This window comes from Ancylobacter polymorphus (assembly GCF_022836935.1).
GTDB lineage: Bacteria > Pseudomonadota > Alphaproteobacteria > Rhizobiales > Xanthobacteraceae > Ancylobacter > Ancylobacter polymorphus_A.
The window spans coordinates 2,867,282-2,881,360 of the sequence record NZ_CP083239.1 but is presented as its reverse complement, the minus strand read 5'-3'; the positions used below and the strand labels follow the sequence as shown (position 1 = coordinate 2,881,360).

The window sequence follows — 14,079 nt, the reverse complement described above, 5'->3', positions numbered from 1 at the left end:
CGGCTGGACACGGACACCCATGAGCGACCGCACCCCTCGCCGCCCGCAAGCCTTCCGTCTCGACGATCCCGGCGTCGTGCTGGCCGAAGACGGTCGCGCCGCGCCACGTGGCGCCGTGGTGGTCACTCCCACCTCGGCCGAAGCTCTTGAGGAAATTACCCCGCTCCCGCCGGCCCCGCCGAAGACGTCGCGCTGGGGCCAACTGTTCTGGGCGGGGCTCGGCGGCCTGGTCAGCCTCGGGGCTGGACTGGCGGTGACGAAGCTGGTCGAAGACCTGTTCGCCCGTGCCGACTGGCTCGGCTATGTCGGCCTCGCTTTCGCGCTGGCTCTGGCGCTGGCCAGCCTCGCCATTCTGACGCGCGAGGCCTTCGGGCTCATTCGCCTGCGCACGCTCAATCACCTGCGCGAACAAGCGGCGGAAGCGCTAGCGAAAGACGACCGGCGCCTCGCTGAATCGGTGACGAATGAACTCCTGGCCATCGCCGCCACCTCGCCGCGCCTGTTTCGCGCCCGCACAGAACTGTCAGGCCATCTCGACGCCATCATCGACGGCGCCGATCTGATCCGGCTCACCGAGCGCCAGCTGATGGCCCCGCTGGACGCCGAGGCGACGCAGTTGGTGTCCAACGCCGCCAAGCGCGTCTCGGTGGTTACCGCCGTCTCGCCGCGTGCGGCGGTGGACCTCATCTTCGTGCTGGTGACCGCCATCGGCCTCGTGCGACGGCTGGCGCAGCTTTATGGCGGACGCCCCGGCGCGCTCGGCATGGTGCGGCTTTTTCGCCAGGTGGTCACCCATCTCGCCGTCACCGGTGGAATGGCGGCGGGCGATTCGCTGGTTCAGCAGGTTGTCGGCCACGGCATCGCCGCCAAGCTCTCGGCACGGCTGGGCGAGGGCGTGGTGAACGGTCTGCTCACCGCGCGGCTCGGTATCGCCGCTATCGAGGTGACACGCCCCCTGCCCTTCGTCGCCCTGCCGGCGCCGGCGCTCAGCGATGTCGCCTCTGGGCTCGTGAGCCGCAGCACGACGAAGGAGACCGGAAGCGAGGGCCAAAAGCCCCCGACGGGAACCGCTCAGCCCTGATTTTCCGGCGTGCGTACGACCAGCCCGTCCAGCGCCTCGGTGACCTTTATCTGGCAGGACAGGCGCGAGGTGGGGCGCACGTCGGAGGCGAAATCGAGCATATCCTCCTCCATGGGCCCCGGCTCGCCGGTGGCGGCCTGCCATGCTTCGTCCACATAAACGTGACAGGTCGCACAGGCGCAGGCGCCGCCGCACTCGGCGTCGATTCCCGGAACGCCGTTGCGGATCGCCGCTTCCATTACGGTGGCGCCGAGGGCGGCCTCCACGGTGCGCTCTGTGCCGGCGGCGTCGACGAAGGTGATTTTGGGCATGGGGGCTTCAGCGATTTGGAATGACTTCAGGAAGGTCCGCCCTAGATAACGATGAGACGCGCCGAACACCAGCCGGCTCGCACCACGTCCCGACGGTTTGGCCGCAGCGCGATTCGCGGGGCGGGAGGCGACGAAGAGATTTTCGGAAGACCGTGAATCACAGGTTTCACAGCGTGGTAAACAGGGCGTTAACGATAACTGAAATCAGCCCGTTAACCCCCGTTCCATTTCTGATGGTCAAGAGCGTAGGATAAAGCTGCGGGGAACTGGCGTTCCTCTCGTCAAGTGCGGAACTCTCCCACGGACGGGAATGCCATGACTCCGCGAAACCCCGGGCCGACGGCGCGAGCCGGTCGGAGTAGAGTACGGACCGGAGGCAGGCGCCGATGTCGACGAACACGAAGAAGATTGAGCAGGATCCCGCCGAGGCCGCGCTGTCGGCCATCGAGGAGGCGCTCAGTCTCGACCACACGCCAGATGACGGTTTTGCCGCATCGGCGGGGGACGACTTCGAGCTGCCCCCGGCCCGCGAGCCGGAGGGACCGCGGATCGAGACCCGCACCGGCGCCACTGGCGACGCCGGGTCGTCACGCTTTCTCGACGAAATTGACCTCTTCGGCGACACGGCGGAACCAGCCGAGTTCGACGCGGCGTCGCTCGACGACGACTTCCGGCTGTCCGAGGATGACCTCGCCGACACGTCCGACCTTGCTCGCGCGGGCGAGCCGACATTCGACGTCACCCCTTCCGGTGCCGATGCCGGGCTGAGCCCGGCTGCCCCCGCTGTGGCGGCAAGCGCGGCAGCCGCGGGCGCCGCGGCGGTTCTTCCTCGCAGTGAGGTGCGCAGCGAGCCCGAACCGGCCGAGACGGCCACGCCGTCGAAGGGACGCCGTGCCGCCGCCAATGACGACCGGGAGAGCATCGGGCAGCTGCTGGCGTCTCTGCAGCGCCGGCCCTCCTCCACGCCCTATGTCGTTGCCAGCATCGCCGCTCTGGTTTGGCTCGTGGCCGGCGGCGTGCTGCTGCAGGCGCAGTTCGGGGCCGTTGGCGGTAATTTCTCCGCGCTGATGAATGCGCCCGGCTTCCTCGCGGGCATTGCCGCGACTCTCGTTCCGCCGATCTTCTTCGTCGTGCTCGCCGCCATGGTACGGCGGATGCAGGAAATGCGGATCGTCGCCTACTCCATGGCGCAGGTCGCCATCCGCCTTGCCGAACCGGCGAAGACCCCGGCAGCCGCACCCGCCCCGGCCGTGATCGCGCCGGCAACCGCCGCCGCCCTGCCGGCCATCCAGATGCCGGAAGGCGTCTCGCCGGACACGCTCGCTCAATATGCCGGGCTCGAACAGGCGGTCACCCGCGCCAGCGAGGCGGAAGCCTTCGTGCGCGGCGAAGTTGCGGCACTGGCCCAAGCCTATGACGACAACAACCGCAAGATGCATCAGCTTATCGAGCGCCTGCAGCTCGAACGCGATGCGATCCTGACCCAGACCGAGCATGTGCGCGAGACCCTCGCCGCCTCGCAATTCACCTTTGCCGAGGAAGTCGGCAATGTCAGCGACCGCATCAACGAGACTGTCACGCTGGCCGCCGACCGGGTGGCCCTGACGCTTTCGGATCGTGGCGAACACATCACCCTCGCGCTCGGCCGCGTCGGTGACACCATCATTGAGGCGCTGTCCGACAAGGGCGGCGACCTGATCGACCGGCTGCAGGCGACGGGGTCGGAGGTCAACACCAACCTGTCCGATTCCAGCGAGCATCTGCTCTCCTCCCTCGCCGCCAAGAGCGACGAGATCGGCAACCGCCTCTCCGGCGTCACCACGCAGCTCACCGAAACGCTGAGCGCGCGCACGGACGAGATCAGCCGCCAGCTCTCGGGCGCGACCGACAACCTCTCCAAGACGCTGACGGCACGCTCCGACGAAATCGGCCTGCGGCTTGCCGGCATCGCCGAGAACCTAACCGACACGCTGGCCACCCGTACCGACGCGATCAGCCGCCAGCTCGCCGGTGTCACCGAAAACCTTTCCGACACCCTGTCGATCCGTACCGACGAGATCAGCCGCCAGCTGACCGGCGTCACCGAGAACCTCTCCGACACCCTCGCCGCCCGGACCGATGAAATCGGCGACCGCCTGCTGCGCACCGCCTCCGAACTGTCGCATGTGGTCAATCTGCGGACCGAGGAACTGGGCGACAAGCTGTCGGCCACGACCATCAACCTCACCAGCACGCTCACCGCGCGCTCGGACGAGATCACCGATGCCCTGGTCAGCACCGGAACGCGTCTCGCCGACGAGATCGCGATCCGCGCCAGCCAGGTGAACCAGACGCTCAAGACCACCGGTGACGCGCTGGTACTCGACCTCTCGGTGCGCGGCGGCGAAGTCGTGCGCAAGCTGGAAGAGACCGGCAACCGGGTGGCGGACACCATCACCGTGCGCGGCGACGACCTCGCCGACCGCATCGCCGATACCGGCAACCGCATCTATGACGCTGTCGCCGTGCGCGGCGCCGAGCTGGAGCGGCTGCTCGGCGAGACCGGGCAGCGCGTGGTCCACCAGCTGTCGCAGGCCGGCACCGGCATTCACGATGCCCTCGCCGAAGCGGCAGGCCGGGTCTCGCAGGATATCGACTATCGCGGCCAGGCTCTGACCCAGCAGCTCGCCCATGTCGGCGCCGAAGCGGCGCAGACGCTCGCCGACAACGGTGCGCGGGTGACCGAGCAGTTCCGCGAGGCGGCCGACTATCTCGCCTCCGACCTCACCACGCGCAGCGAGAACATGCGCGACCACCTGGAGCAGCAGTTCCGCAACATCGAGGATCTGGTCAGCGTCCGCGGCGGCGAGATCGCCGACCGCATCTCTGTCGACACCGCGATGCTGGGCCGCCAGATCGTCGACGGGCTGCGCGACTTCGATACGGTCATCAACACCAATGGTGGCCAGCTGGTCCAGCGCATTTCGGACCGCGTCGACGCGGTCACCCGCGCGATCGACACCAACCTCTCCGGCTTCGACGATCAGGTCTCGAACAAGGCAGAACAGGTGGCCGCCGCGCTCGACCAGCGCATTGCCAGCATCGAAAGCGTGCTCGACCGGGGCGTGGAAGGCCTCAACGAGACCCTTGGCAGCCGCACCGTCGAGTTCGCCCAGACACTGTCGGAAGGCGCCCGTCAGGCCAATGACGCGATGAGCGAATCGCTTGGCATGCTCAGCGGCTTCTTTGACGAGCGTGCCGGCACCATCGCCGACCAGCTCTCGCAGCATATCGATCAGGCCGACCGCACCCTCGCGGCGCGCGCCCAGGATATCGCGACCTCGCTCGACGAGCGCGTGGGCCGCTTCGAGGCGACCGTCATCAGCCGTCTCGACAATGTCGCCACCTCGGTGGAGGTGCGCGGCGCGGCAATGGCCGACCTGCTCGGCCAACGCATCGGTGCCGTCGCCGGTCAGCTGCGCAGCGAAGCGTCCGAAATCGAAACCAGCCTCACCTCGCTGGTCGACAATGTCAGCCGGACCCTGTCCGACCGGGCCGGCGAAGTGACGACGTTGTTCGACTCACGCACGGATGAGATCGCCCGCATCGTCGAAGAGCGCGGCAACGGCCTTCTCACGGCGCTGGAAGACCGCAGCATCTCCATCACCAGCGAGATCGCCCGCGCCAGCACCGATCTTCTGACGGCCATCGACGATCACCGCCAGAACCTGGTTGCCGCGCTCGACACCACGCGCAATGGCGCCGTGACCGAGATCATGCGCGCCAGCGACGAGTTGCTGAACACGCTGGAAGCCCGCTCGGATGCCATCATCTCCGCCTTCGACAGCGCGACCACCAGCCGCGCCGACCAGCTGATGCAGATCAGCGGCGATGTCGTGTCCTCGCTGCAGCAGATCACCGGCGATGTCGCCGCCTCTCTGCAGGCGGCGGGTGGCGAGGTCACCGCTTCGCTGCAGTCGGTGGGCAGCGACGTCAACAGCCAGCTCAAGCTGGTCACCGGCGAAGTCTCCACCTCGCTGCAGCAGATCGGCGGCCAGGTCACCCAGGAAATCGCCACAGCCGGCGATGTCCTCCTCAGCGAATTCGACGGGCGCGGCGCCCAGCTGGTGGAAAGCGCCCGCCAGGCGACCGCTCTCGCCTCCAGCGAGTTCTCCCGCCTCGTCGACGAGTTCGATGGGCGCGGCAGCCAGCTGGTCGAAAGCGTGCGCGAAGCCACCGGTGGGGCCTCCCAGGAATTCGCCCGCCTTGTCGATGCGTTCGACGGCCAGGGCGCTCAGCTTACCGACAGCGCCCGCCGCGCCACCACGGTGGCGTCCGAGGAGTTTGCACGGCTGGCCGAAGAGTTCGCGGCGGCGCTGGAAGGGCGTGGCAGCGGCCTGATCGATGCGATCGCCGCCAGCGGCCGTTCGGCGGTGGCCGAGATCGCCGCCACCAATGAGGCGCTGCAGGGCGATGTCACCAGCCTGCTGGAACGCCTTGGCGACGTGAACGTGCAGTTGCAGGACGTACTCGCCAGCTCGGCCAGCAATCTCGCCGACACCGAGAAGACCATCAGCGAACGTCTGGAAGCCTTCCGCAGCACCGTCGCCAATGTCGAGGAGGCCAGTGCCGTCGCCTCCGCGCGTATGGACGAGCAGATCCGCGCGCTGCGTTCGGTCTCCACTGACGTGCTCAAGGATGTCGCCCGCCTCAGCCATTCCTTCAGCGAGCAGGCGGGTCTCATCACCAACGTCGCCAATGCGCTCGGCAATGCGCATGAGAACCTGGACGACACGCTTGGCGGCCGCCACGAAGCGCTTCTCGCGCTCGCGGAACAGGTCACCGGGCGGACGGCGGAGCTGGATGAGCGGCTGTCGCACTACACCACCACGCTGGAGAGCACCTTCGGCCGCGCTGAGGAGCGCGTCGGTGCCATCTCCAAGTCGATCCTGGCGGCCGCCGGCAACTCGACCGAGGCCATCGTGCGCCAGCAGCAGGAGATGCGGGAAGCGACCGAGGCCGAGCGCGAACGTACTGTTGCTGCGCTGCACGAGACCTATGAGCAGGCCGTGCGTGAGGTCGAGACGCTGATGCGTCAGGCCAATCAGGGCTTCTCCGGCACCGCCCAGGCGCTGCGCGCCTCCGTCCAGGACATCCAGCGCCTGCTGGAGACGACCCGCGAGGAACTGAAGCGCGGCATTCTGGAACTGCCGGAGGAGACCGAGGCCAATGCCTCGGCCATGCGTCGTACCGTCGCCGAGCAGATCAAGGCACTGGCCGAGCTGAACGAGATCGTCTCGCGCCACGGTCGCACGCTCGACGTGGAAGCCGCCCCCCGCACGCGCGTTGCCGCCCCGCTGCCCGGCCCGCAGCCGCTGCCAGCAGCGCCGGCTCCCGCCGCGCGCGCGCCGCTCACCCGCCCACAGGCGGCAGCTCCGCGCCCTGAACCGGCCCCGCGGCCGGAAGCCCCCGCCTATTTCGAGGCCACTCGCGGCAATGGCAACGCGGCTCCCGCGCCCCAGCGCCGCGCCAATGTCACCCCGGCGGCCGCTGAACGCAGCGGTTCCGACAAGGGCGGCTGGCTGTCCGAACTGCTGGCGCGGGCCTCGGACGGTGAGAGCAATGCGCCCGTGGGCCCCATGCCCCGCAGCGTCCCGGTCAATCCTGCGCGCAGTTTCGATCCGCGCCAGGGCCAGCCGGAGCGGCCGGTGCACCACACCATCGAGTCGCTCGACTCGCTGTCGGTCGACATCGCCCGGATGATCGACCACGAAGCGGCGGTCGATCTTTGGGAGCGCTACAAGAAGGGTGAGCGCAACGTCTTCACCCGCCGCCTCTACACGATGCAGGGTCAGCAGACCTTCGAGGAAATCCGCCGCAAATATCGGCGCGACCTCGAATTCCGCGACACGGTCGACCGCTACATTGGCGAATTCGAGCGTCTGCTGGAGCAGGTCTCCCGCGATGAGCGCGGGCAGGAGCTGACGAAGACCTATCTCACCTCGGACACGGGCAAGGTCTACACCCTGCTCGCCCACGCCGCCGGCCGCTTCGACTGACGCGGCACGGCCGGCCCCTACCCCACCGAATGAGAGCCCCCGTCTTGAGCGGGGGTTTTCTTTTGGGCGGGGCGCGGCAGGCTGTGAACAAGCATCGTCGACGACCATCGTTGGGAAGGGAGCCGTTGGAGAACCGCTGCGGCTGCTGTGGCATAGCCACGGTACCGCCCGGGGGCGCACGCCACAGGGCGCGCTTCTCCCGTTGGGTTTCTTGGGGGTGTGTCGTCTCCGCTGCTTCGCTGCCGGGCTGGTGACGCTTGGCACAACGTGGGCGGACGACCACGGCCCCCATCGCAACGAGATGCCGGATGGCCGGGCCCCTCTGTCCAGCGGTGCATGTCGAACCCGACCCGGGGAAGCAGGCCGTCGCGAACGTTGCAGAGATCAGTACTCCGCGGATTGCACGGCTCATCTCGCGACAAAGAAAAACCCCGCCGCTCAGAGGAGCGGCGGGGTCCATCGGTCATCCGCTGATCGCGGCGCCCTGTCAGTGAGGCGCGGCGGCGGGCGTCTCGGCCTTGCGGGCGCGGCGGCGCTCGCCGAAGCCGGCGAGCCAGCGGCAGACGACATAGAAGGTCGGGGTGAACAGCAGACCGAAGACAGTCACGCCGATCATTCCCGAAAACACCGCCGTCCCAAGGGCTTGCCGCAGCTCCGCACCGGCGCCCGTGGCGATGACGAGGGGGACGACGCCGAAGATGAAGGCGAGTGAGGTCATGATGATCGGCCGAAGCCGCAGCTTGGCGGCCTCGGTGGCGGCGACGAAGCGGTTTTCCCCCCGATCTTCCAATTGCTTGGCGAATTCAACGATCAGGATCGCGTTCTTTGCCGCGAGGCCGATGAGGACGATGAAGCCGACCTGGCTGAGGATGTTGTTGTCCTGCCCCCGGATCTGGATGCCCACCACCGCCGCGATGAGACACATGGGCACGATGAGGATCACCGCCAGCGGCAGGGTCAGGCTCTCATACTGTGCCGCCAGCACCAGGAACACGAACACCACGCCCAGCGCGAAGGCGAAGATCGCGGTATTGCCCGCCCTCACCTGCTGATAGGCCAGCGTCGTCCACTCGAAGGCGAAGCCATCCGGCAGCACCTGGGCGGCGATCTGCTGCATTTTCTGGATGGCCTGGCCCTGCGAGGTGCCGGGCATGGTGTCGCCGTCGAGTTCCGCCGCCGGATAGAGATTGTAGCGGGGCACGCGGTAGGGGCCGGAGATGTCGTTCACCGTGGTGAAGGAGCCGAGCGGCACCAATTGGCCGTCCGCATTCTTGACCCGCAGCCGCAGCAGATCGTCCGAGGTCAGGCGATAAGGCGCGTCGGCCTGCGCCTGCACGCGGTAAGTGCGGCCGAACAGGTTGAAGTCGTTGACATAGGACGAGCCGATATAGGTCTGCAGCGTCGAGAACACATCGGCGATGTTGACCCCGAGCAGTTGCGCCTTGGTGCGGTCGATGTCGAGGAACAGCTGCGGCGTCGAGGTCTCGAACAGCGAATAAACCTGCTTCAGACCCGGTGTCTGGTTCGCCGCACCCATCATGGCGTAGACCGCGCCCTGCAGCGCCTGATAGCCGCGCCCACCGCGATCCTCGATCATCATCCGGTAGCCGCCGGCATTGCCGATGCCCGAGACGGGCGGCGGCATGACGACGATCATCTGCGCTTCCTCCACTGAAGCGAGCTTGCCGAACAGCGTGCCCTGGATCGCCGGGGCGGACTGGCCGGGATGCTGCGCGCGCTCGGCGGCGGGACCAAGGATGACGAACATGGCGCCCGCATTGGGCGCATTGGTGAAGGTCGCGCCGGAGAAGCCGACAATGTTCACCACATGCGCCACGCCGGGGGTCGCGAGAACCTCCTTGGCGGCCTTGGTCATCACCTCATTGGTGCGCGACAGCGCCGCGCCGCCGGGAAGCTGGGCCGCGACGATGAGGTAGCCACGGTCCTGCGCCGGAATGAAGCCCTGCGGCGTGGTACGGAACAGCTGGAAACCACCGGCGAGGATGGCGATATAGACCAGCAGCACCACCACGGCGACACGGACCAGCTTGCTGGTGAGCCAGCCATAGCCGCCCGAAACCGCGTCGAAGCCCTTGTTGAAATAGTAGAAGAAGCCGGTGAACGGCCGGGCGTACCAGGCCGGCTTGTGGTCTGGCCCCTTATGCGGCTTCAGCAGCAGCGCGCACATGGCCGGCGACAGCGTGAGCGACACCATCAGCGAGATCAGCGTCGAGCCGGCGATGGTGAGCGCGAACTGGCGGTAGAACTCGCCGGAAATGCCGGTGATGAAGGCCGAGGGGATGAACACCGAGGCCAGCACGAGCGAGATCGCCACCAGCGCCCCGCCCACCTCGTCCATGGTTTTGTACGCCGCATCGCGCGGTGAGAGCCCGGTGGAGATGTTGTGCTCCACGCTCTCCACCACCACGATGGCGTCGTCCACGACGATGCCGATGGCCAGCACGAGGCCGAACAGCGAGAGATTGTTCAGCGAGAAGCCGAACAGGCTCATGATGAAGAAGGTGCCGACCAGCGACACCGGAATGGCGAGGATGGGGATGATCGCCGCCCGCCAGCTTTGCAGGAACAGCACCACCACGATCACCACCAGAACGATGGCTTCCATGATGGTGTGTTCCACCGCCCGCACGGATTCGGCGATGAACTGCGTCGGGTTGTAGGCGGTGGAATAGGCGACGCCGGGCGGGAAACCCTTGGCGATTTCCTTGATCGCCGCTTCGATCGCCTCGCCGGTGGCGAGCGCGTTGGAACCGGGCAGCTGGAAGATGCCGAGCGCAACGGAGGGTTTGGAATCGAAGTAGGAGATCGAGGAATTATCCTGCGCCTCGATGTCGATCCGCGCCACATCGCGCAGCCGCACCACGGCGTTGCCCGTCTCTCGCACCACGATGTTGCCGAACTGCTCGGGCGTCGAGAGGCGGCCGAGCGTACGCACCGCGATCTGGAAGCCCATCTGGTTCGGCACCGGCGGCGCGTTCAGCACGCCGGAGGCGACCTGGAGGTTCTGCGCCTGCAGCGCGGCGGTCACGTCGCCCGCCGTCAGGTTCAGCGCCTGCAGCTTCAAGGGATCGAGCCACACCTGCATCGCGTAGTCGCGGGAGCCGAAGACGGTGATCGAGCCGACGCCCGGCACGCGCTGGAGCTGGTCCTTGATCTGCAGATTGGCGTAGTTGGAGATGAACAGCGAGTCGCGGGAATCGTCCGGCGAGAACAGGCTGACCACCATAAGAATGTCCGGCGAGGACTTGGCGACGGTGACGCCGATCTGCTGCACGTCCTGCGGCAGACGCGGTGTCGCCGTGGCGACCCGGTTCTGCACCTGCACCTGCGCGATATCGAGATCGGTGCCGATATCGAAGGTCACGGCGATGGAGAAGCGCCCGTCCGCGGTCGAATTGGAGGAGATGTAGAGCATCCCCTCAACGCCATTGATCTGCTGCTCGATCGGCGCGACCACCGTGTCGGCCACCGTTTCGGCGCTGGCGCCGGGATATTGGCCGCTGACATTGACCACCGGCGGGGCGATATCGGGATATTGCGCCACAGGCAGGGAGACGAAGGCGACCGCGCCGAGGATCATCACCACGATGGAAACCACCGAGGCGAAGATCGGGCGATCGATGAAGAAGTGTGAGAATCGCATGAGACCGCTCCGCGCTCAGTTGGCGGTGGTCGTGGTGGATGCCTTGCCGTCGGCCGGCTTGGTGTCGGCCGCCGCACCGGCGGCGGGAGGAGCCGCCGGAGCTTCCAGCTTGCCCACCACCTTCGCGCCGGGACGGATGCGCATCAGGCCATTGACGACGACGAGGTCGTCCTTGCTGAGGCCGCTGGTGACGACACGCTGGCCGTCATAGGCCCGGCCAAGGGTGACATATTTCATCTGCGGCGCCTGCGGCTGGTCGCCCGGCTGCATCACATAGACGAATTTGCGGGTCTGCTCGGTGCCGATCGCGACATCGGAAACCAGCAGCGCCTCGTGCGGGGCGGACGAGGGAATCTCGATGCGGCCGAACATGCCGGGGGTGAAGGTGCCGTCCGGATTGGCGAAGGTGGCGCGGCCGCGGATCGTGCCCGTATCCTCGCTGATGCGGTTATCGACGAAGTCGAGCTTGCCCTCATGCGGGAAGCCCTTCTCATCGATCAGTCCGAGCTTCACCGGGATCGAATCCGCCTTGGTGCCCAATTCCTTGGCCATGCGCTGGTAGCGCAGGTAGGACGCCTCGTCATAGGTGAACTCGAAATAGATCGGATCCAGCGAGACGATGGTGGCGAGCAGCGTATTGGTGTTGGTGCCGCCCGAGCCGCCGGTGACGAGGTTGCCGACCGACACCTTGCGGTCGCCGATGCGGCCACTCACGGGCGCCTTCAGATCGGTGAAATCGAGATCGAGCTGCGAGGCCTGCAGCGCCGCCTGCGCCGCCGCCACGCTCGCCCGCGCCGTGCGCTCGCTCTGCAGGCGCTGGTCATAGGCCTGCTTGGAAATGGCGTTGGACGTCTTGTCGTCGATCAGCGTCTGGGCGCGCTGAAGGTCGGAGGTGGCGAAGTCGAGTTCCGCCTGGGCGCGCTGGAGATTGGCCTGCGCCTGATCATGCGCCACCTGGAAGGGTCGCTTGTCGATGGTGAACAGGAGGTCGCCCTGCTTCACCAGCTGACCGTCAGTGAAGGCCACCTTTTCCAGATAGCCGGAAACCCGCGCATAGACATTGACGAGATCGACGGCGGCGAAGCGGCCGACATATTCGTCGTAATCGGTAATGGTGCGCGTCGTCGGATGGGCGACGGTCACGGATGGCGGCGGAGGAGCGGCCGCCGGCTGGCCCTGATTCTGCTCGGAGCACCCCGCCAGCGCGAGGGCGGCGAGCGAGAGGGCAGCGAGGGAAAGACGCGGCAGCGCGGTGATCATGGACATCTCCGGAACGGCTCATCGGGCATGTCGGGACACTGTCCCTTTGGGGTCGCAAGCCATGGGACACCCCGCCCGGAACCCATGACGCCGGTGCGACGTACCACAGTTTTGCTGCACCGCGTAAGCAATAAAACGTAAACGAACGTGCCCCTCAGCGCCGCCCGCGCAGCAGGCCGACAAGGTAGCGGCGACCAAAAAGCGCCAAGGCCAGAACCGCATAGACCGCTCCGCCCGCTGCGACGCACAAGGCCAGAAGCGTCTCGTCGCGGCCATGCGCCAGCACACTAAGCCAAGGCGGTGCGACGGTGGCCGTCGCGAACAGGGTCGCCGCCAGCGCGGCGAGGATCAGCCCCAGGCGCGGAAGGGCCCGCAGCAATTGCGCATCGCCGCACTCATAGCCGCGCCAGCGCGCCAGCAAAGCGAGCACCAGGACAGTGATCCAGCCGCCGACGGAGGTGGCGAAAGCCAGCCCCACCTGGGCGAACGTGCCCATCAGCAGCACTTTCAGGCCGATATTGATCACCGCCGCCCCCAGAGTCGCCAGCACGGGTGTGCGCGTGTCGCCACGGGCATAGAAGGGCGACATGAACGCCCGCACCACGACAAAGGGCGCGAGCCCGATGCCATAGGCGGCCAGCGTCGCACCAGCTTCGGCGGCCGCCTCCGGCGTGAAGGCGCCGCGCATGAACAGCCCGCGCATGATGATCTCGGGGATGGTCAACGCCGCCGCGAGGAAGGGCAGCACCAGCAGCAGTGTCAGCTCGATTGCCCGTGACTGGGCAAAGCGGGCGCCGTCGAAATCCTCCGCCGCGATACGGCGCGACATTTCCGGCAGCAACACGATGCCCGCCGCGATGCCGACCACGCCGATGGGCAGCTGGTTGATGCGGTCGGCATAAAACAGCGCCGCCACGGCCCCCTGCGGCAGGAAGGAGGCGATGATGGTGTCGGCGAAGATCGCCAGCTGGACGCCGGCCGAGCCGATGATCGCCGGGCCGAGAGCAATTAGAAAGGCGCGCGTCTCCGGGTCCAGCCGCGGCCGTCCGAAGCGCAGGCCGAGGCCGTGGCGCTCGGCATCGAACACCAGCAGCCCGAGTTGCAGGAATCCGGAGATAAGAACGCCCCAGGCCGCCGCATGGCCGGCGGTGGGAAACAGACCGGCAACGCTGAGCGTGCCGACCATGGCGACGTTGAGCAGAATGGACGCCGCCGCTGCCGCCCAGAAGCGGTCATTGGCGTTCAGTACCCCGCCGACCAGCGTCACCACGGCGATGAGGCCGAGATAGGGGAAGGTGATGCGGGTGAAGTCGACGGTGAGGGCGAAGCGGCCGGGATCGTCCGACAGGCCGGGCGCGAGCGTCGCCACCACCCAGTCGGTGGCGAGCAGGGCGATGGCAAGGATGGCCAGCTGCACCAGCACCACGCCGGTGAGGATGCCATCGGCAAAGCGGCGCGCCTTCACCTCGCCCTCCACGGTCTTCACCCGCGCATAGGCCGGGATGAAGGCGGTGTTGAACGCGCCCTCGGCGAAGATGGAGCGGAAATGGTTGGGCAGGCGGAAGGCGATGTAGAAGGCATCCGCCATCGGTCCGGCGCCGAGCACCGCCGCCATGACGATGTCGCGCACGAAGCCGGTGAGCCGCGAGAGCAGCGTCCAGCCGCCGACCGTGAAGATGCTGCGTATCATGGGAGCCGACGCGTTTGAGGCTGCCGGAATCGGAC

General features: G+C 67.3%; 6 protein-coding genes. 2 read left to right on the top strand and 4 right to left on the bottom strand.

The features are described 5' to 3' along the window. Positions 1 to 19: 19 nt before the first annotated feature. The gene (locus K9D25_RS13565) at positions 20 to 1,081 is read left to right on the top strand and encodes a YcjF family protein (RefSeq protein ID WP_244375976.1); all 1,062 of its coding nucleotides are present in this window, start codon (positions 20 to 22) and stop codon (positions 1,079 to 1,081) included. Here the strand turns inward: K9D25_RS13565 and K9D25_RS13560 are convergent. Further along, the gene (locus K9D25_RS13560; protein WP_244375974.1) at positions 1,072 to 1,392 is read right to left on the bottom strand and encodes a 2Fe-2S iron-sulfur cluster-binding protein; all 321 of its coding nucleotides are present in this window, start codon (positions 1,390 to 1,392) and stop codon (positions 1,072 to 1,074) included. The two genes, K9D25_RS13565 and K9D25_RS13560, sit on opposite strands and share 10 nt — an antisense overlap. Before the next feature lie 386 nt (positions 1,393 to 1,778). On the opposite strand from K9D25_RS13560, the gene K9D25_RS13555 reads away from it, so the two are divergent. After that, positions 1,779 to 7,430 carry an apolipoprotein acyltransferase gene (locus K9D25_RS13555; RefSeq protein WP_244375972.1) on the top strand — a complete coding sequence of 1,884 codons (5,652 nt, stop codon included), beginning with the start codon at positions 1,779 to 1,781 and terminating at the stop codon, positions 7,428 to 7,430. A gap of 487 nt (positions 7,431 to 7,917) precedes the next feature. Here K9D25_RS13555 and K9D25_RS13550 read toward each other — a convergent pair whose 3' ends face one another. The 3 genes from K9D25_RS13550 to murJ form a co-directional block, all read right to left on the bottom strand. After that, complete coding sequence (locus tag K9D25_RS13550) at positions 7,918 to 11,094, bottom strand: efflux RND transporter permease subunit (RefSeq protein WP_244375970.1); 3,177 nt, start codon at positions 11,092 to 11,094, stop codon at positions 7,918 to 7,920. 15 nt (positions 11,095 to 11,109) lie between these two features. After that, positions 11,110 to 12,354: an efflux RND transporter periplasmic adaptor subunit gene (locus tag K9D25_RS13545; RefSeq protein WP_244375968.1), complete on the bottom strand. Its 1,245-nt coding sequence runs from the start codon at positions 12,352 to 12,354 to the stop codon at positions 11,110 to 11,112. A 154-nt stretch (positions 12,355 to 12,508) separates the two neighbouring features. After that, a complete protein-coding gene (gene murJ / locus K9D25_RS13540; protein WP_244375966.1) occupies positions 12,509 to 14,044 on the bottom strand; it encodes a murein biosynthesis integral membrane protein MurJ in 1,536 nt (511 codons plus the stop codon). Between the last annotated feature and the right edge of the window lie 35 nt (positions 14,045 to 14,079).

Excerpts from the sequence above, each read along its gene's own strand:
- K9D25_RS13565 (WP_244375976.1), top strand. The coding sequence starts at position 20 with ATGAGCGACCGCACCCCTCGCCGCCCGCAAGCCTTCCGTCTCGACGAT.
- K9D25_RS13560 (WP_244375974.1), bottom strand. The coding sequence starts at position 1,392 with ATGCCCAAAATCACCTTCGTCGACGCCGCCGGCACAGAGCGCACCGTG.
- K9D25_RS13555 (WP_244375972.1), top strand. The coding sequence starts at position 1,779 with ATGTCGACGAACACGAAGAAGATTGAGCAGGATCCCGCCGAGGCCGCG.
- K9D25_RS13550 (WP_244375970.1), bottom strand. The coding sequence starts at position 11,094 with ATGCGATTCTCACACTTCTTCATCGATCGCCCGATCTTCGCCTCGGTG.
- K9D25_RS13545 (WP_244375968.1), bottom strand. The coding sequence starts at position 12,354 with ATGATCACCGCGCTGCCGCGTCTTTCCCTCGCTGCCCTCTCGCTCGCC.
- murJ (WP_244375966.1), bottom strand. The coding sequence starts at position 14,044 with ATGATACGCAGCATCTTCACGGTCGGCGGCTGGACGCTGCTCTCGCGG.